The sequence below is a fragment of the Arthrobacter sp. GW460-12-1-14-TSB2 genome, from assembly GCF_059423525.1.
Genome location: NZ_JBWKYC010000011.1, coordinates 65,482 through 85,075 on the forward strand (window position 1 = coordinate 65,482; position 19,594 = coordinate 85,075).

The window sequence follows — 19,594 nt, forward strand, 5'->3', positions numbered from 1 at the left end:
ACAGCTACGGGTTTGCGGCCCGGTATGGCCGCCGGCGCAGGGCATGTCCGCTGCTGCCCTGGCCGGTGGTCCGGGACCTGACGGCGAGGTACGCCGCGACCGCCGCGGTCAGCACCGCCACCGCCGGGATGAACTGCCACCAGTCCACCGTGTCCATGCCCTGGGACGCGTTCATGGAACCGTGCAGGAGTCCCAGAATCAGGATGCTTCCGCCGGTTCCCACGAACACCATACCCAGTAGGTAACGCGCTACGGCGGCGAACCCGAAGAGCACTCCCCAGGACAGGGCAACGTCCGTCCACGGGGTCGCTGCGAACCCCCGCGCGGCGAAGGCCTGGGGCAAATGGATGAGGGCGAACGGGATGGCAGTCAGCAGTGAGCCTGCAAGCACGCCCTTCCGGTCCATCAGCCGGCGCTGGACCACCCCCGCCCAGGCCAGTTCCTCCCAGACGTTGCCCAGCAGGGCGCCGATGACCACTGCCTTCAGCAGGTACAGCCCCGCGGTTGTTGCCCACCCGCTGCCGGGCTCACGGAGCGTGCCGGTCGCGACGGCGGTCAGGAGAGTCAGCAACGGCAGTGCCAGCAACGCCATGGCGTACCAGCCGGCGCCCACACGCCAGCGGACCACCCCGCTGAAGAGGCGCCGGACGCCGGCACGGCCATCCGTCGCCGCCGTCACAAGGACGGCCGTCCCCAGCAGGACCAGCAGTTCCACCAGGAGCCCGGGAGTAACGTCCTTGAGCAAGACGATGGCAAGACACTGCGCCAGCCAGGCCAGCGGGATGGCAAGGATCAGGAAAGCGGCGACCGGGTGCGCGGCTATGCGGTCCTTGAGCCGCATGCGGATGCTTCCCGCGGAGTTCGGTGCATTCGATTCAACGCTCATGATGTGCCTCGGTTCAGGCCAAATCACCAGATGCGAACAGCTGCAGAGTACGCCGGTTGCAACCCTGAATCCATAGTTTCCGGTGCTGGGTTTCCCGAGCGGGCCGCCGGCCCGTCAGCGGCCATGGGTGGTCCTGGCCTTCCTCTTCCGCCCGCCGCGGACCAGCTGTCCCCGCAGGGGGCGGGCTGCCGGGGTGCTGAAGCGGGCCGCGCGGCGGGAAATGTGGTGCGTGGGCCGCCGGCGCGGAATGACGGCCGGCCGGACAGGAGGCTGTTGGGCTGTACGGGCAAAGAACCAGCGCTTGGCGAATTCGACCATGACCAGATACACCACCGTCATGCCCAGCAGCGCCAGGAAGAAAGGCGTGGGCAGCGGATCAAACCCCAAAACACCCGCCAGCGGAGACAGCGGGAGGAAGATGCCCAGTGCCACCACGCCCAGGGATGCACCCAGCAGGCCGGCCGAAGGCCTGCTCCGCAGGAAAGGAACCCTCCGGGTGCGGATGGCAAAAATGATAAGTGTTTGCGTGGCGATCGATTCGATGAACCAGCCGGCCCGGAATTCCCCGGGCACCGCGTTGAACGCGAACAGCATCAAGGCGAAGGTGGCGAAGTCGAACAGGGAGCTGATCGGTCCGAAGAGGAACATGAAACGCCGGATGAAGCCGATGTTCCAGTGCGACGGGGCCAGCAGCTGTTCCTTGTCCACGCGGTCGCCCGGGATCGCCAGCTGGCCGGTGTCGTAGAGCAGGTTGTTCAGCAGGATCTGCCCGGGCAGCATCGGCAGGAAACTTAGGACGACTGAGGCCGTGGCGGCACTGAACATGTTGCCGAAGTTGCTGGAGGTTCCCATCAGCACGTACTTGATGGTGTTGGCGAAAATCCTCCGCCCTTCCATCACCCCCTCTGCCAGCACGCCCAGGTCTTTGTCCAGCAGGACAACATCGGCGGCGTCCTTTGCCACATCGGTGGCGCTGTCCACGGAGATGCCGATGTCCGCCGCGTGCAAGGCCAGCGCGTCATTGACGCCGTCGCCCATGAACCCGACGGACCCCCCGCTTTGGCGAAGCAGGCGGATGATCCGGGCCTTCTGCTCCGGCGAGACACGGGCGAAGATGCTCGCCTCGCGGGCCGCTGCTGCCAGCTCGGCATCAGAGAGATTTTCCACCTCGGCGCCGGTGAGCGTGCCGCCGGAGAGCACTCCGAGCTCGTCACAGACCTTCTCGGCAACCTTGGCGTTGTCCCCGGTGGCGATCTTGACCGTGATGCCGAGCGCTTCGAGCTGGTCCAGCGAAGCCCTGGCGTTGGCTTTGGGCCGGTCCAGGAAAACCAGCAGCCCCTCCAGGACCAGGTCCTGCTCGTCGGAGGGTTCAATCGCCGCCATACCTCCCGCCGGCCGGCTGGCGACGGCCACCACGCGGGAGCCCGCGTTGAACTGTTCGTCCAGCATCGCCTGCACGCCCGCCGGGATGTCCACGCAGAGTGCCAGGACATCTTCCGGCGATCCCTTGGTGACCATCCGCGCCGCTCCGCCGTCCATGCTGACCAGCACGCTGGTCCGGCGCCGGAGGTGGTCGAAATCGATGACGTCGAGCCGCTCGTAGCGGTCCGGCTGGAACCCCGCCGCGTCGGCGGAGGCCCAGAGTGCCGTGTCCAGCGGGTTCAGTCCCACCATGGAGACCTTCGCTTCCGCGTAGTCCGCTTCCGTGGCGAGAAGCCCCAGCGTCAACAGGGCGCCCGGTGACACTCCCTCCCTGGCGGGCAACGCTGCGGTGAAGCTGATCCTGCCTTCGGTGAGGGTGCCGGTCTTATCGGTGACGAGCACGTCCATGTCCCCGAGGTCCTCAATGCACACCAGCCGTTTGACCAGCACTTTGCGTTTGGCCAGCTGACGCGTGCCCGTCGCCAGGCTGGTGCTCACGACGGCCGGCAACAGCTGCGGGGTGATTCCGACGGCGATGGCCAGCGAGAACAGCAGGGATTCAATGACAGGCCGCTGCAACAGGAGGTTGGCGATGAAGATCAGCGAGGTGAGAACCAGGGCCACCTGCAGCAGCAGGTAGGAGAAGCGTTTCAGGCCGAGCTGGAACTCGGTCTGCGGCTGCCGCTCACCGAGTCCCAGGGCGATCCGGCCGAATTCGGCCCGCCCGCCCGTGGCCACAACCACCCCTGTGCAGCTCCCCGACTGGATCACGGTCCCCATGAACAGGCAGGACGTCAGGTCCGCGAGCGCAACGGCACCGGTGACTGGCGCGGGGTCTTTGCTGACCGGCAGGGATTCGCCGGTCAGGATGCTTTCGTCGCAGAGCAGGTCTTTGGCCGTCAGCAGCCTGATGTCGGCCGGGATGATCGCACCGATGGCCAGATGCACGACGTCGCCGGGCACCAGGGCGGTGACGCCGACTTCATCCATGGTCCCGTCGCGGAGAACCGCGGCCAGGTGAGTGACCCGCGAGTGCAGGGCCTCGGCGGCGCGTTCGGCCCGGAACTCGTTGGTAAAGCCCAGACCGACGCTGACCAGCAGGATCACGCCGATCACGATGGAGTTTGTGGCATCCCCCAGGAAGATCGATAGCCCGGCAGTGATGGCGAGAAGGATCAGGATGGGGCTGCCCAGTTGCCGGCCCAATACGGACCATCCGCTCGCTTGATGCGTCCGCACGGCGTTGGGGCCCACGGCAGCCAGCCGTTTTGCGGCTTCCCCGCTGGCCAGCCCACCGCTGCCGGATTCCAACTGGTCCAGGACCTCTTCCACGGGAAGCTGCGCGGCATGCGCCATCGTCACTTGCCCGGGCAAATGCCCGTGGACCTGGAAGTCCGGCACGTGGAGTTCCTGCACGTCAGGACAGCCGCCACACGTAAGCGTAGGGCTGCGGGAACTGGGTGATCCGGAAGGCGCGGACCACGATTTTGGCCGGGCCCGGCGGCATGCCCGTCCAGAGGACCTGCTCCACGTTGTTCCCGTGGTCGAAGCCGGCAGAGGTCCCGGAATTTCCGTGCCGCTCGCTGCCGTCGGCCGCCTGCACAATGAGGTCGAGGTCGTTCTGCAACTGGGGACCGGGCGGATCGGACCACACGAGGGTGATCTTCAGCGTCACCCCGGCTGCGGTGAGTTCCGGGTCCCCGGCGGGACCCCGGTGCCGCCTCCCCTTGGCAGCAACCTTGGGGACTTCAGCAGGGATGTCGATGGCGAAGGAGTCCTCCTCCCCCTGCTCCAGCGGGCCGCCTTCGCCCAGGCCCGCGTTGCCCGGCTGCCCGGGAAGGACCACGGACCGGCCCAGGTTGACCCGGCCCCACCCGGAGTTCCCGTTCGGTGATTCGCCGGCCTCACTGGGGTTGTACTGTCCCGGCAGCACATCGGCGCCGTTGATCAACAGGGCCTTGATCAAGGCAGCGCTGGGGGCGGCCAACCCGTTCTTCACCAGTGTTTCCCGCAGCACCGCCGCGCAGCCGGCAACCAGCGGGGTTGCCATGGACGTGCCGGAATCGAAGAAGAACAGCGGATCGGTGGAGGTGCCGAAGGTGCTGCCCATCGGGGCGTTCCGCGACAGGGTGGACAGGATGCTGGTTCCCGGGGCCACGACGTCGGGTTTGATCCGGCCTTCCTTCGTGGGCCCGCGGCTGGAGAAGGCCACCATCCCGTCCGGGTTGTTGGCCTGTTTGTCCCGTTTGACGGGGTTCGCGGGGAAGTCACCCGGCCAGTACGTGCCGTAGGAGGGCGCAAAATCCTTGCGGAGGCTTTCGCTGGCTCCCACGGTGATGCAGTTCTTGGCCGCGGACTGGGATCCGATGGAGTTCGAGTCCACCGTGCCGTCGCTGTTGCCGTCCACGCCGTCGTTCCCGGCTGCAAAGCAGATCACCTGGTCCGGGTGATTCCATACGAATTCGTCGATCTCCCGCGAGCTCGCATCGTAGGGCAGGTTGAGTCCGGGCACGCCCCAGGAATTCGTGTGCACGCGGGCGCCGTCGTCATACGTCTTTTGGAAGAGGTCGTTCAGGTTGACCGGGATGCCGCCCAGACCGCCGTTGGCGTCGAGCAGGCTTTGCAGGATCAGCATGGCTTCAGGTGCCGTGCCCTCAATGTCCCCGCCCATGGTGGCCGAATTTCCCCGGCCCAGCACGGAGCCGGCCACGTGCGTACCGTGGCCGTGCGGATCGTCCGCCTTGTCCGGCGCCGTGCGGCCCAGCGCATAGAGTGTCTGGACCCGTCCGGTGAACGCCGGATGCGGATTGGCGGCGTCGCCGGTGTCGAATCCTGTGTCCGCAACGGCCACCGCTTCGCCCTCGCCGCGGTAGACGGTACCGTTGACCAGCACCTCGGCATTCAGGATCTGCCGGGCAACGTTGTTGAAGAGCTGGCGCTCCCGGACCGGGTGGATCTCGCGGATCTCGTCGATCTTCGCCAGTTCCGGGAGCTGGTCCACCGACGTGGTGATGCGCAGCTTTCCCGGGGTCACCGCCACGGCGTCGGGCTCCACCCGGGCCGCCACGGCAACCCGGGCGATCAGGTCCGGGCCGGCCTCGATGCCCGGGTGCAGCAGCAGGTCCACCTTTTCCAGCCGGCGGTCCGGATGCGGTTCGTGGTCCGCCAGCGACCGGACGTTGCCGGTGTCCGCCCCGCGCGGCAGCAGGGGCGGCGGGATCTTGAAGACCCTGGAGTAGACGTCGGCCCAGCTCACGAACGGCAGGGCGCGCACCCGGTCCAGGTCTGCCGGCGGGAACGCTGCAAGGTAGGTGTTGTCCGATACGTATTCCTGCATCTCGACGTCGATGCCGGCAAGTTCCGCGCGCTGTTCCGCCGTCAGCGGCTCCGCGGTCTGGATGAGGATGTGGTCCGACTCCGAGGCGTCCTCGGCAACCAGTCCGGCGTCACGCAGGGCACGGTTCTGTTTGATCGGATCAATGGTGATGCCGTTGATGGTGATGTCAGACATGAAGTTGTGCCCCCTGGCGATCAGCCGGAATTGCGCCGCCGGAAACAGCCTCGGCACCCGGTGGCCGCATGTGCTCTAGAAGGAGACCCGGACCCCGCCGAGCGGGGCCCCGGAAGGTGAGCGTCAGCATACGCTCGGCACCCTAGGCGGTCAACGGCGGGTGGAAAGCCGCCCCGCAGCGGGCACCTTCGCGGGCACCTCAGCGGGCACCTCAGCGGGCAGAGTCCCGTCGTCCTCGTACGAGTCCGCTCCGGCGAGGTCGCGGCCGGCGATGTAGCCGAAGGTGAGGGCCGGCCCCAGATTGATGCCGCCCGCAGGGTAGTGCCCGCCCATGACGTTGGCCTGGTCGGTGCCCGCAACGTAGAGCCCTTCGATCGGCCGGCCGTCGTTGTCCAGGACGCGGCTGCGGCCGTCCGCCTCCAGTCCGGCGAAGGTGCCGAAGCTGCCGGGAACCACGCGGACCGCGTAGAAAGGACCTTTCTCGAGCGGACCCAGCGAGGGGTTGGGCCGGTTCCCGGCGTCGCCGCCATAGCGGTTGAACGCGGTCTCGCCGCGTCCGAAGTCGGGGTCCACGCCGTCGCGGGCGTTGCGGTTGAACTCCGCCACGGTGGCTTTGAGGCCGGCGGGGTCTATCCCGCACCTCGCCGCGAGCTCCTCGACGGTCCGCCCCTTCTTGAGGTAGCCGGAGCGAAGGTACGGGAACAGCGGGACCGGCAGCGGCTTGGCCATGCCCAGCGGGAACCTGCGGACGAACCGGCTGTCGGCAATCTGCCACGACTCCGCGGTGCCGCCCGCGGGCGTGGCTTCCATCAGCGCGGCTACGTAGTCGTAGTAGCCGTTGGCCTCGTTGACGAAGCGCTTGCCGTTCGCGAGGACGCCGATGCTGCCCGGCTTGGCGCGGTCCATGATGTGCGGGAAGGGGCCTGTGCGGCCGTTGCGGTACGGCACCAGCGACACGGGGCACCACGCCGCGGCGGACTTGACGTCGGTCTTGAACCGGGCGCCCACGGCCTGGGCCAGGCTGATGCCGTCGCCAGTGGTCTCCGCCGGTGCCAGCGTCCAGTGTTCCCGGCCGGTGGGAGTGTGGGGAAACAGCTCTTTCCGGCGTTGGATGTCGTTGGGGAAGCCGCCGGCGGCGAGGACGACGCCGCGTGCTGCGTTGATCTGCAGCTCACCGTCCGGGGAGCCGACGACGGCGCCGGTCACCTTGCCGTTGTTGTCGGTAAGTAGCCGTTTCGCGGGCGTGGAAACGCGGATGTCCACACCGAGATCGTCAGCGGACTTCAGCAGGCGTCCGGTCAGGGCGGTGCCGTTGACCAGTTGCATGTTGCGGCGGTGAATCAGCAGGTCCAGGAGGTGGAGGCCCATGCGCCAGCCGGCGTGGAAGATGCCCTTCGGGTTGCCCTGTGAGGCGGAGAGGAATTTGGTGAGGTCCGGTCCGGCCATGATGCCCATGCCCAGGAAGGACGTCTCGTAGAGCTGGTGGCGCATCTTTGCCCGGAGTTCCGGCCGGATCCGGCGGGCGTTGATCGGCTTGGGGCCCACTGAGCGGTTGCCGGTGCCTGCGCCCGGTACCTTGCCGTAGATGTCATTGATCCTGGTTCCCGGGACGAAGTGGAGGGACGTCTTGTGCTGGAAGAACCCCACCATGTGCGGCACGGCGTCGAGGAAGGCGTCCACCTTGTCCGCCTGGTACTCCTGCCCCAGGGTGTGGCGCAGGTAGGTGCGGAACGTTTCCTTGTCCTCGTTCACGCCGGCAGCCCTGGCCAGGGGGTTGCCGGGGGTCCAGGCCCAGCCTCCGGACCAGGACGTGGCCCCGCCGCAGACCTCGGCCTTTTCCACCACGATGACTTTGAGGCCGTGATAGGCGGCGGTGACCGCGGCGGACAATCCGCCGGCACCTGATCCGACCACCAGGACATCGCAGTCCACGGCGGGAAGCCGGCGGTCCTGTCCAATAGCGGCCGGTGCCGGCGTGGAGTCGGTGCTCGCGTTCATGGGGTTCTCCATTGTGGGTCTCTCGGTGTCTCTCAGTGTCGGTAGTGGTCAGTGGCCGAAGGTATCTGAATCGAGGCGCGGCGGGGCGCCGGTCTCCAGTGCATTGATGGCGGCCAGCTGGTCCGCTGTCAGCTCAAAGCCGAAGACGTCCAGGTTCTGCCGCTGACGGGTGTCGCTGGCGGACTTCGGTGTGGCGATGCGGCCCTGCTGGACATGCCAGCGGAGCACGATCTGCCCGGGCGTCCTGCCGAGCTCCTGCGCCGCTCCGGTAATGGCCGGGCTGGCCAGGAAGTCGCCGTTGCGGCCGAGCGGGCTGTACGCACCGGTGGCAATGCCGTGCTCGCGGTGGAAGGCCAGCTGTTCAGGCTGGCCGTGGGCGGGGTCCACCTGCACCTGGTTGACCGGCACCGTAAGTCCGGCTCTTTCCACTGCAAGCAGGTGGGCGGGCTTGAAGTTGGAGACGCCCCAGGCGCGGATGACGCCGTCGTCCGCCAGCTGCTGGAGGCCTTCGCAGGCCTCGACGAACCGGCCCTGCGCGGGGTTGGGCCAATGGACCAGGAACAGGTCCAGGTAATCCACGCCGAGTCGGGCCGCCGAGCGTTCAAAAGCGGTGCCGACGCCGTCCCGGCTGTGCCAGTCCCGGTTGAACTTGGTGGTGATGAAGATGTCCTGCCGGGCGATGCCGCTGCGCCGGATGCCCTCCCCCACCGCCTCTTCATTGCCGTAGTTCTCAGCAGTATCGATGTGCCGGTAGCCGTTGTTGATGGCGCGGTTCACGGCATCCGCGGCTTCCTCCCCCACCATCGGCCAAGTGCCCAGCCCGATCAGCGGAACGTGGACGCCGGGGGCAAGCTCCGTCGTCGTGCTTTCCAGTACTTCGCTCACTCGGTCCCTGCTTCCTGGAGGCTCTCCGCTGCCGCGAGTACGGCGTCGGAGGCGGCTTTGAGGTTCCGGGCCCAGCCCGGTTCGCCGAGTTCGGCAACCCGCCGGTCCGACGGCGTCTCGACGCTCACGGGCGTCCCTGCCGGGAACGCGGCCACCAGCGCGGCGAGATCGAACCCGCCTTCGCCGGGGACACCGCGCTCGGAACGGGACTCGGCCACCAGGTCCTCGCGGCTGGCGGGCCGCTGCACCGGGCCGTCGCACAACTGCAGCAGCGGGACGAGGTCCGCACTGGCTGCCAGCTGGTCGAGCGTGCCGCCGAAGCGGTTGAAGTGCAGGGCGTCCACCACGATCTTGCATCCCGCCGCCCGGGCCAGCTCGGCCGCGGCGGGGATCGAATGGACCGCCTGGTAGGAGATCGGTTCCAGCGTGGGCACGATGCCGAAGCCCCGGCCGTCCTCCGTCATACGGGCCAGGGTGTCCGCCAGCCGCGCGGTGTCCGCATCGGCGCCGGCTACGGTCAGCGAGCCGGCGCCCAGCGCCTGGCCTGCTTCCATCATCCGCAGCCACGCCTCGCGCTGTTCGCTGCCGTCCAGCAGCAGGAACTCGATGTCCTTCACCGTCACCCCGGTGTCCCGCATCCGTGCCAGGGTTTCCCTGAGCATGGGTGACCCCGGCTGCAGGTCGTACGCCCGCTCGGCCGCCGTGACCGGCCGCACCCGGGCGCCGATGAAGTCGAAGCCTGCCCCGGCGGCGATGGTCACGAGGTCCGGCGGCGCTGTCCCCACGAGGGAAAGCTGGGCCAGGCCCACCTGGCGGCGAGGCGGGGTGTTCATGATGCTGCTCCGTTCAGGGAAAGGTTCGCTGGATCTCGACGGGCTCGGTCGCCGGTGGGACTGGCGGCCAGTGCGGCGGCCACGCGCTGGGCGGCGTCGTAGCCGCTCTTCACGGCGTTGGAGGCGATGGCCGGGGTCTGGTCCACCACCGTTCCGGCGAGGGTCACGGGAACCCCGGCCGCGAAACTCAGCTCCGCGTCGCGTTCACGGGCCGGCACGGAGCCGTCCAGCGGTGCAACCGAACGGGAGACCAGCAGCGGCCCGGGGGCGTCCAGCCACTCGCCGCTGCTGAGCCGGATCCGGGCGCCATCGTACTCCTCGATCGCGGCGCCCAGCCGGATCCGGACCCGCGGATTCTGCTCCAGCCGGGGCACGGCCAGGATCTTGGCGCGGCGGCCGGATTCCGGCGCGATGGCGTCCTGCGGCCCTACCAGCAGCACAGCGGCGCCCCGGTCCGCCAATGTGTCCGCCACGCTCATGGCCACGGAGTCGGCCCCCCAGATGGTCACCGCTGCGGGGACTTCGCCGCTGGAAGCGCCGCCGTCCAGGACGCCGGGGTGGGCGGCGAGCCATTCGCGCACGTCCAGGACGTTGTGGGAATCACCGCCGGTGAACCGGGCGGCCGGGCGCAATCCGCCCGTAGCCAGCACAACAGCGTCGGCGCCGGTTTCCCGTACCAGTGCGGCGACGTCGTTCGTGTTTACGTGCGTGCCTAGCCGGACGTCGACGCCGAGCCGGGCGTTCTCCTCTGCCGACCATTCGGCGAAACGGTGGAAGTCCGGGGTGGACTTCATCCGCTCCGCGAGGGCGAACTGGCCGCCGGGGCGGGCACCGTCGTCGAGCACTGTCACCTGTGCGCCGGCTTCGGCGAGTTCACGGGCTGCGGTGAGGCCCGCGGGGCCTGCGCCCACCACCACAACGCGGGAGCCTTCACGGACGGCGGGCGTGGGGATCGGGACTCGGGAGCGGCCCACGGCCGGGTTGACGGTGCAGGTCACCTGGCCGAGTCCCAGGTTGTCGATGCAGACGTTGCAGGCGATGCACGGCCGGTAGCGTTCGCCGTGCAGGACGCCGCCCACAAAGGCGGGGTCTGCGTGGATGGCGCGGGCCAGGCTGACGAAGTCGCAGGTGCCGTCGCGGAGGACCTCTTCGATGATGGCCGGGGAGTTCAGCCGGCCGGCCATGCCCAGCGGAAGGCCGAACCGGCGGTAGGCCTTCGCGTAATCGGCAAGGACGCCCGGCTTCCATTCGCCGGACTGGACGATCCATTCGCCGGCCTCGTAGCTGCCGGCGGAGATGTCCAGGAAGTCGAGGTGCTCGAGGTGGGCTTTGGCGATGATGGCCAGCTGCTGTTCCGCGCTGATGCCGTCCGCCGGACCCTCCACCACGGAGACGCGCATGCCGATGATGGCATCGGGGGCGGCCTGCCGGACTTCGTCGACCACCAGGTTCATGAAGTGTTCCGGGGCGGCGAATTCGTCGGTGCGGTGGTTGGAGATGGGGGACATGAACTGGTGGATCAGGTAGCCGTGGGCTCCGTGGATGTTGATGACGTCGAAGCCGGCGTCCACGGCGCGGCGGGCAGCCTGGCCGTAGGCTTCCACGAGGTCGTAGCATTCCCCGACGGTCAGTTCACGGGGCACCTCGCCGCCGGCCACCTCACACGGCACCGGCGACGGCGCCAGGTTCTTGTGTCCCGATACCGCAGCCTGTGCGGTGCGGCCGCCGTGGTTGATTTCGACGGCGGCGAGCGCACCTGCGGCGTGCAGGGCGTCCGTGAGTTTGCGCAGGCCCGGGACCATGGCGTCGGTGTGCAGGCCCAGCTGGTGCGTGCGGCCTTTGCCGTCGGCGCGGACGTAGGTGGCTTCCGTTGTCACCAGGCCCAGGCCGGCCCGGGCACGGGTGACCAGGTAGTCGATGTACTGCTCCGTGATCCGGCCGTCCGTGGTGCCGTAGTTGCGTTCCATCGGAGCGGAGGCGAGGCGGTTCCGGAGTGTCCGCGGAGTGCGGCCGTTGCGGCCAAGGGTCAGCGGCAGGGCTGCAAAGCGTTCGGTGCTCATGGGGTTCTCCTACCTTGCTGCCGGAATCCGGGCGGTGAGTTCGGCTGCCGGGGCTTCCGGCGGGGAAGGCTGGCCGGTGATGCCCCGCTGGTCCACTGCGGCGAAGCGGACCGGGACGCCCGTTCGGGAGGATTCGTACACGGCCAGCAGGATGCGCAGCGCCCTAGTGGCGTCCTCGCCCGTGACGGCCGGCTCGGTGCCGTTTTCCAGTGCGGCCACGAAGTCGCGGACCTGGCTGGTGTGGTGCGGGATGAGCTGGCCGTTGATGGTGGCCAGGTCCACGTTGGGGCGGATTCCTGCGGGGTGGACAGCTTCAGTGGTGATGGTTTCGCCGACGGCCCACAGGTCCACCCGGCCGTCGCTGCCCTCCGGGAACTCGGTGAGGGAAGCCGAGGCGCCGGTCTCGCCGGTGATGCGGATCTGCACGCCCAGGCTGGGCGACACCGCCGTCGAGGCCTCCAGCGTTGCCATGGCTCCGGAGGCGAAGGTCAGGACCGCTGTGGCGGAGTCCTCCACCTCGATGTTGGCGCCGTGCTTGTAGCTGTTGACCTTGCCGTAGACCTCCGCAATGTCCCCCATGAACCACTGCAGCAGGTCGATGTAGTGGATGGCCTGCGTCATCAGGACCCCGCCGCCGTCGTTGGCCCAGGTTCCGCGCCAGGCGTCCTTGGAGTAGTACTCCGGTTCGCGGTGCAGCATCACCGAGCACTGCCCCATGACGGGGCGGCCCAGGGTGCCGTCGTCGATCGCCGCCCGGATCCGCCGGGCGCCCGGCCAGAAGCGGCGCTGGAAGAGCACGCCCAGCTTCACCCCGGCGTCGGCGCACGCCGCGGCCATCCGCTCGGCCGAGGGCAGGTCGGTGGAGATGGGCTTCTCGCAGAGCACGTGGACGCCGGCCGCGGCCGACTGCAGCACCACTTCCTCATGGGTGGGGTGCGGCGTGCAGACCGAGATGATGTCCACGCCGAGATCCAGCAGCTCGCCCACCGTATTCACGGCGTTCGGCACATCCCACGATTCGGCAGTGGCACGGGCCCGGTCCAGGTCGATGTCGCAGACCCCGACGATCCGGACGTTGTCCAGGGCGCCGAAGGCCTCGAGATGGTTGCGGGAGATGGCGCCGCAGCCAACGATGCCGACGCGGAAGGTGCGGGCGGGTGCGGATGCTGATGGAGTCACGGGAGGATCAACTTTCTGGTGCGTGGGTAAGGTGGGCGCTGGGCCGAAACCGGGTGCGCTAGGCGGAAACGCGGCGTTTGCGGGGCAGTCCGAGTTCTTCGAGCGGGGTCTTGTGGGTTTCCCTCGCCGTCGCGATGGCAATCGCGGAGACGGTCAGGCAGACCACCGTGAAGCTGGCCACCGGTATCCAGCCGCCGGGGCCGGGCTGGGCGAGCATTGTGGCGATGACGGGGGCGAACCCGGTGAGGATCAGGCCCACCTGGCTGCCGATGGCCATTCCCGAGTAGCGGACCGGTGCGGGGAACATCTCGGGGAAGAAGACCGTCCAGACGCCGTTCCAGCAGGAGTAGAACACGGACATGTTCAGGAACCCGAAGACAAAGATGAGGGGGACGTTGTGCTCGCTGATGGCCCAGAAGTAGCCGAACGAGGTGACAGCGCAGCCGAGCGCGCCCACCAGGAGCACCTTCTTGCGGCCGAACTTGTCCGAGATAATGCCCGCCAGCGGGATGGTGAACATCGACAGGCCGATGGTGACGGCGTTGACGGTGAGCATCAGCGTCCGGTCCAGCCCGATGGAGGGACCCGTGGCGTAGGCCAGTGCGTACACGGTGAAGGTGGTCTGCATGACGGAGAACAGCATGACCAGGGCTACCCGCAGGACGTCGCGCCACTGTGTCTTCAGGACCTCGGCTGCCGGGATGCCCTTGGGCTTGGCCGGATCCACAGCTTCTTCGAAGACCGGCGGTTCCTCCAGGCGGGTGCGGATCCAGTAGGCGACGCCGAGGACCACAACGGACAGCCAGAACGGTATACGCCAGCCCCAGCTGAGCAGCTGGTCTTCGGGAAGGGCGGCCAGCGGGATGAAGACCACGGTGGAGAGCACCATGCCTGAGGCGTAGCCGGTCATCACGAAGCTGGTGAAGAAGCCGCGGCGGCCTTCCGGGGAGTGCTCCATGGTGAGGGTGGACGCGCCGGCGGCCTCGGCACCCGCGGAGAAGCCCTGCGCCAGGCGGCCGACCAGCAGCAGTGCGGTCGCCCAGTAGCCGATTTGGCCGTAGGTGGGCAGGAAGCCGATGCCGATGGACGCGACGCCCATGATCACCAGCGTGATCATCAGTGCCTGCTTGCGGCCCACCTTGTCACCGAAGTGGCTCATCACGATGCCGCCCAGCGGCCGGGCCAGGTACCCGACGCCGAAGGTTGCCATCGCTCCGAGCAGTGCCACCACGGGGTCGCCGCCCGGAAAGAAGATCTTGGGGAAGACGAGTGCTGCGGCGGTGCCGTAGATGAAGAAGTCGTAGTACTCCAGGGTGGACCCCAGGAAAGAAGCCAGGGCCGCCTTCTTGGGCATCTTTTCCGGGCGGTTTTCTACGACGGCGGTCTCCCCAAGCTCAAGGGCCGGGGGTTGCTGAACATGTCCCATAGTGTCTCCTCATCGAGTGTCACGGGTTAAGGGTGGTGGGGGCCGCCGCCACGTTGCGGTGGCACGTTCCGTAAGAGTTTTGGGGCCGGGAGCTTCCGCCAGCCGGCGGGCGGTTGCGTGGCTCCCTGATGAAAAACTGTATGAGCGGCATCACAGATTTCAGCGCCAAATCCCATTCAACGGGACGCCTGCCACGGGACAGCTACACGGGACAGCTACAGGGGACGGCGCACCGGGACGGGCGGGATCGTCCTAGGTCTTCGCGTCCCGGTCCGCCGCGGCCTGGCGGCCCGGTTCGAGCCAAGGCCGGTTTCCGTAGGGCCGGCGCTCGGCACCCATGGTCCGGGACAGGCCGCGGCCGGCGGCCACCAGCACCGGCAGGATCAGCTGGGGCTTCTCATCCGCGGTGGGAACGACGACGGCGATCGCACCGATCACGCTGTTGCCCTCACCGAACACGGGCACGGAATAGGCGGTGTTTTCCGGAACCAGGACGCCGGCCAGCCGGACATAGCCCCGCTCCCGGATCAACGCCAGGTGTGCGCGGATTTTCACGGGGTCCGTTTCCGTGTTGGGCGTGGTCTTCTCCAGCGGGCCGGCCAGGAAACGCTCCTGGACGTGGCGGGGCATGTGGGCCATCATGGCGAGGCCCGAGGAGGTGTTGTGGATGTCGAGCCGGCCGGCGACGTCGGCAAGGTTCAGGACGGTGCCGTGCCGGTCGAGGCGTTCGAGGTACAGGACGCTGCCGGATTCGACGTCGGGGATGGACAGCGAGACGTTCTCGCGGACGGCCGCGTGGACACCTTCCAGAAAGGGAAGCCCCCGGCGCCGGAACTCTTCGAGGGGGTTGCTGCGCGAGGCAAGTTCCCACATCTTGACGCCCACGCCGTAGTCCCCGGCGTCGCCGCGGTTGAGCAGCCCGCTGTCTACGAGGTCGTTGGCCAGGCGGTGCGCGGTGCTGCTGGACATTCCGGTGATGCGGACCAGCTCGGCGAGCGTCAAACGCGGATGCCCCCGGGAGAAGGCATCGAGGATCTTCACCACCCGCTGGATGACGGACTCCCCCGATGCGGAGTTCGCCATGGTTCCTCCCGGTTGTGCCAGCTTTTCTCCTGCCAATATATCCCCGTGCCGGCAGGACTGCGGGCCCGTGGAAGTAGCCTAGGGGTGAACAGGCCTGCACCTGGCGACAGCAACGGGGCAGGCCATCACGGGAACACCGCCGGGAGGAACAACGTGGAGCTGCGGCAGATCGAGGCTTTCCTGGCGGTGGCCGAGGAACTGCATTTTGGCCGCGCCGCCCACCGGCTTCGCATGGCGCAGTCCCCGCTGAGCCAGACCGTCAAGAAGCTGGAAAAGAGCCTCGGCACCGACCTCTTCGAACGGAACACCAGGGCCGTCTCGCTGACCACCGCCGGCTTCGCCTTCCTGCCGCACGCACGGAAAATCCTGGAGGAGCTGGACCTGGCGCGCCGGGCCGCCACCGCGGACGCAGGCGAAGTGTACGGCCGGCTCAGCATCGGGTTTTCCGGAGCACTCAACCACAAGACCCTCCCCCCGCTCACCCGGGCGCTGCGCAGCAGCTACCCGCACCTGGACCTGACCCTCAGCGGCGGACTGCTCACCCAGGATGCCCTCGACCAGCTCCGCAACGGGTCCCTGGATCTGTCCTTCATCGGGCTTCCGGTGGATGCTCCCTCCCTGGCCACGCGACGTATCGCCGTGGAGCCGCTGGGCGCTGCTGTTCCGGAGGACCATCCGCTGGCCGGCCGGCCACAGATTGCCCTGGCCGACCTGGCAGCCGACGGCTTTGTCACCATGCCCGCAGCCCAGGGTTCCACACTGAGGGAGGCGGTCTTTTCGGCGTGCACAACTGCGGGCTTCAGGCCGCGCGTGGTGCAGGAGGTCTCCGATCCCTACATGGCCCTCTCCCTGGTGGCCGGCGGTGTGGGCGTCAGCCTGGTGCCCGACTCCATGGCCGGGATCATGCCCGGCGGCACCGTCTTCATCGCGCTTTCCGGAGCGGCGCCGCTGCTGGCTTCCGGGATCGCCTGGAATCCTGCCCTCATCTCGCCTGCCCTCAAGCTGGCACTTGAGCTGGCCGATTCGGTGCTGCCCACGCCGCCACGTTAGGACCTTCGAACTGCTCAGCCCGTCGGGTGACTATGTAGTTTTCGCACATAGTCTCTGACTAAAGAAGTGTTGGACACGTCTCAATCCCGGTCCCACGATGGAAGGACACCACTGCACAACACTCAATGAAGAGGACACCGCCCCATGGCAACTTTCGCCGTCACCTATGCCTACTCCGACGCCACGGCCGGCCAACGCGACGAGCACCGGCCACGCCACGTTGAATTCCTGAAGTCGCAGTTCGACGGCGGCCGGCTGCTGACGAGCGGCCCCTTCGGCTCCGGCGAATCCCCCGGAGCCCTGCTGATCCTCAAGGGCACTTCCAAGGCCGAGGTCGAGGCATTGATGGACCAGGATCCGTTCTTCAGCAACAACCTCATCCAAGAGCGGACCATCCGGCAGTGGAACATCTTCTTCGGCGCCGAACGCGTGGACGCGCCATGCTGACCGCCCGCACTGTGGCCAGGGAAACCATCAGCTACGAGGACGTGGCCGAGCCTGTCCTGGAGCAGGGCCGCGCCCTGGTCCGGGTCCACCACGTCACCCTCTGCGGCACCGACCTCCATATCTGGGAGGACGATTACCCGGCGGAACTGCCGGTCGTTCAGGGCCACGAGTTCTCCGGCGTCGTCGAAGCAATCGGCTACAACGCTGCGGGCATCCGCGTCGGGGACAGGGTTGCCGTCAGCCCGATGACCTACTGCGGAACCTGCCGGCCATGCCTGCAGGGCCGGTTCAACGTCTGCCGCAACATCAGTTGCATCGGCTGCTATTCCGACGGCGCCCTGGTGGAAGTTATCAGCGTCCCGGTGGACAAGCTGTGCCCGGTTCCCGAGGGCCTGGCGCTTGAACTCGCCGCCATGGCCGAGCCCGCCTCCATCGCCATGCAGGCCGTGAACCGCGGCCGCCCCGCGGCAGGGGAAACCGTACTTGTCCTAGGCAGCGGCCCCATCGGGCTGCTCGCCACCCTGTACCTGACCGACCTGGGCGTGGACGTCGTCTGCGCGGACACGGAGGTTGACCGCCTGGAGCTGGCACGCGACTTCGGTGCTGTGGACACGCTGCTGGTGGACCCGGCCGGCTTCCCCGACGCCGAACAGGCTGCGCGCCTGGGGCGGCTGACCGACGGCTACGGCCCCGGCCTGGTGCTCGAGGCCACCGGCGCACCCTCCTCGCTGGAGAACGCCATACGCCTCGTAGCCAGCGCCGGCCGCATCGTCCAGGTGGGCATTTCAGCGCGCTCGGCCACGGTCTCAATGAAGGACATTCCGTTTAAGGAACTGGACCTGCTGGGCAGCCGGAACAGCCTCAACCTGATCCCCGACGGGCTGGCCCTCCTGGCGCGCCATCCGGACCAGGCCCGGGCCCTGATGACGCACCGTTTCGGCTTCGCGGACCTGCAGCAGGCGTACGAACTGATGCGCAACCGGACGGAGAAGGTGGGCAAGGTCCGCATCGAGATGCCGGCAACCGGCACTTCGGGAGACCGTACCACTGCCGGAGCAGCAGCAGCATTCGCACCGGCAGGAGGGCCGGCATGAACCCGGTCTCAGACACCCGCGAGGCCCACCCGGTGCTCACGCCGGCAGAGGAACTGGCTCCTGCATACGACGTGGTGGTGATGGGAAGCGGAGCCGCCGGCCTGGTGGCGGCAGTCCGCGCGGCGGACGCCGGGCTGAGCGTGCTGGTGGCCGAGAAGGCAGCCCTGCTGGGCGGCACCACGGCCGCCGGCGGCGGCGTGATGTGGGCTCCAAACAACCATCTGGCAGCCGAGGCCGGCTACAGCGACAGCCATGACCGCGCCGTCGAATACCTCACGGAGGCAGCAGGGCACGCCCTGTCCCCCGAAGAAATCGACTGGTACGTCCGCACCGCACCTCGCGCCGTTGCCTACCTGACCGGCAGCACCCGGGTGTCCATGACCCCCATCGCCCGCCCCGATTACCACCTGGAGTGGAACGGAGCGGCCGACGGCGGCCGCGGCCTGGACAACAACGCCTTCGATCCGTCGGGCTACCCGGGCCTGGCGGAGGCCATCCGGCCGTCGTCGTACTTCCCGCTCCTGACCATGACGGAGCGGGACGAGCTCAACGGCCGGGCCGCCGATCCTGCCCTTCTCGCGACGAGGGCCGCCACCGGGGTGCGCACCATGGGCGGCGCACTGGTGGGCCGGCTGCTGGCGAGCGCCCTGGACCGGGGTGTCCACATCGCTGCCGAAGCACCGGTGGAGGACCTGGTCCGCGCCGGAAGTGGCTGGAGGGTCACGCTCGGTACCGGGGCGGGCCGCAACAGGACGCTGGCGGCTGCCGCCGTCGTCCTGGCCTCCGGCGGGTTCGAATGGAACCGGAGGCTGCGCCAGGCGTTCCTGCCCTTCCCGGTGACGCCCATCAGTGCGCCGTCCAACGAGGGCGACGGGCTGGAACTGGGCCTCAAGGCCGGGGCTGCGGTGGCTGACATGACGGCGATCTGGGGTGTTCCTGTGATCTCCGTTCCGGCGCACCGCTACGACGGCCGGCAGTCCGGCCGGATGGGCAACGTGGAGATGACCCTGCCCGGTTCGATCACCGTGAACGCCGCGGGAAAGCGCTTCGTCAATGAGGCCCTGAACTACCACGACGCCTGCCGGGTGTTCGCCTCGGTGGACCCCCACACGGGGCGGCAGCTGAACAATCCGGCATGGCTGGTGTTCGACTCCGCCTACCTGTCCAAGTACCCCGTGGCCGGCTCAACGCCCGGGTCACCGCCGGAATGGATGACCTCGGCCGGAACCGTGGAGGAGCTGGCCGAGAAGCTAGGAGTGGACCCCACCGGGCTCGGCGAGACCGTGGCCCGGTTCAACAAAGATGCTGCTGCGGGCGTCGATACCGAGTTCCGCCGCGGCGCCACGCCCCAGGACCGCTTCCTGGGCGATACCGGCAACACCCCCAACCCGTGCCTGGCTCCCCTGGCCACCGGCCCGTTCCATGCGGTGCCGATTTCGGCGGGCGTGCTGGGCACCTCCGGCGGGCTGGAAACCGACTTCGACGGCCGCGTGCTGGACCGCCGGGGGGATCCGATCCCCGGGCTTTACGCCGCCGGGAACGTTGCTGCCGGCGTGTTCCGGAACAACTACCCCGGCGGCGGGGCCACCCTGGGGTCCGCCATCACGCGGGCCTTCGCCGTGGGCGAGCACCTGGCTCAGCGCCAGCAGAACTGACAGCACGAGCAGCGCCAGGAGCGCTGAGCAGAGAACACCACGGCGAGGGGGGGGGGGGGGGGGGG

14 protein-coding genes are annotated in these 19,594 nt (G+C 68.4%); 4 read left to right on the plus strand and 10 right to left on the minus strand.

Annotated features, from left to right (window positions below; genetic code table 11):
- Nucleotides 1–4: 4 nt before the first annotated feature.
- From AC07YR_RS14135 to AC07YR_RS14180, 10 genes are all read right to left on the minus strand, one after another.
- Complete coding sequence (locus AC07YR_RS14135; RefSeq protein WP_494734348.1) at nt 5–886, minus strand: CPBP family intramembrane glutamic endopeptidase; 882 nt, start codon at nt 884–886, stop codon at nt 5–7.
- 114 nt (nt 887–1,000) lie between these two features.
- Nucleotides 1,001–3,709, minus strand: coding sequence for a magnesium-translocating P-type ATPase (gene mgtA, locus AC07YR_RS14140; protein ID WP_494734349.1), 2,709 nt, complete (start codon nt 3,707–3,709; stop codon nt 1,001–1,003).
- Nucleotides 3,710–3,725: 16 nt separating this feature from the next.
- Nucleotides 3,726–5,819, minus strand: coding sequence for a S8 family serine peptidase (locus AC07YR_RS14145; protein ID WP_494734350.1), 2,094 nt, complete (start codon nt 5,817–5,819; stop codon nt 3,726–3,728).
- Nucleotides 5,820–5,969: 150 nt separating this feature from the next.
- Entirely contained in the window at nt 5,970–7,817 is a 1,848-nt protein-coding gene (locus AC07YR_RS14150) for an FAD-dependent oxidoreductase (protein WP_494734351.1), read from the minus strand.
- A gap of 48 nt (nt 7,818–7,865) precedes the next feature.
- A complete protein-coding gene (locus tag AC07YR_RS14155) occupies nt 7,866–8,702 on the minus strand; it encodes an aldo/keto reductase (RefSeq protein WP_494734352.1) in 837 nt (278 codons plus the stop codon).
- Nucleotides 8,699–9,535 carry a sugar phosphate isomerase/epimerase family protein gene (locus AC07YR_RS14160; RefSeq protein ID WP_494734353.1) on the minus strand — a complete coding sequence of 279 codons (837 nt, stop codon included), beginning with the start codon at nt 9,533–9,535 and terminating at the stop codon, nt 8,699–8,701. The genes AC07YR_RS14155 and AC07YR_RS14160 overlap by 4 nt, the downstream gene beginning before the upstream one ends.
- Nucleotides 9,532–11,595, minus strand: a complete 2,064-nt coding sequence (locus AC07YR_RS14165; protein WP_494734354.1) for an FAD-dependent oxidoreductase — start codon at nt 11,593–11,595, stop codon at nt 9,532–9,534. The genes AC07YR_RS14160 and AC07YR_RS14165 overlap by 4 nt, the downstream gene beginning before the upstream one ends.
- Before the next feature lie 9 nt (nt 11,596–11,604).
- Complete coding sequence (locus tag AC07YR_RS14170; RefSeq protein WP_494734355.1) at nt 11,605–12,774, minus strand: Gfo/Idh/MocA family protein; 1,170 nt, start codon at nt 12,772–12,774, stop codon at nt 11,605–11,607.
- 58 nt (nt 12,775–12,832) lie between these two features.
- On the minus strand, nt 12,833–14,200 hold the full coding sequence (locus AC07YR_RS14175; RefSeq protein ID WP_436058641.1) for an MFS transporter: 1,368 nt from the start codon (nt 14,198–14,200) through the stop codon (nt 12,833–12,835).
- Nucleotides 14,201–14,452: 252 nt separating this feature from the next.
- A complete protein-coding gene (locus AC07YR_RS14180; protein WP_494734356.1) occupies nt 14,453–15,283 on the minus strand; it encodes an IclR family transcriptional regulator in 831 nt (276 codons plus the stop codon).
- Between the two features lie 84 nt (nt 15,284–15,367).
- Here AC07YR_RS14180 and AC07YR_RS14185 point away from each other — a divergent pair, with 84 nt between their 5' ends.
- From AC07YR_RS14185 to AC07YR_RS14200, 4 genes are all read left to right on the plus strand, one after another.
- On the plus strand, nt 15,368–16,333 hold the full coding sequence (locus tag AC07YR_RS14185; protein ID WP_494734357.1) for a LysR family transcriptional regulator: 966 nt from the start codon (nt 15,368–15,370) through the stop codon (nt 16,331–16,333).
- A gap of 144 nt (nt 16,334–16,477) precedes the next feature.
- A complete protein-coding gene (locus tag AC07YR_RS14190) occupies nt 16,478–16,780 on the plus strand; it encodes a YciI family protein (RefSeq protein WP_494734358.1) in 303 nt (100 codons plus the stop codon).
- Nucleotides 16,774–17,874 carry an alcohol dehydrogenase catalytic domain-containing protein gene (locus tag AC07YR_RS14195; RefSeq protein ID WP_494734359.1) on the plus strand — a complete coding sequence of 367 codons (1,101 nt, stop codon included), beginning with the start codon at nt 16,774–16,776 and terminating at the stop codon, nt 17,872–17,874. The genes AC07YR_RS14190 and AC07YR_RS14195 overlap by 7 nt, the downstream gene beginning before the upstream one ends.
- The gene (locus tag AC07YR_RS14200) at nt 17,871–19,529 is read left to right on the plus strand and encodes an FAD-dependent oxidoreductase (RefSeq protein ID WP_494734360.1); all 1,659 of its coding nucleotides are present in this window, start codon (nt 17,871–17,873) and stop codon (nt 19,527–19,529) included. Before AC07YR_RS14195 ends, AC07YR_RS14200 begins: the two co-directional genes overlap by 4 nt.
- The last annotated feature ends 65 nt before the right edge of the window (nt 19,530–19,594 follow it).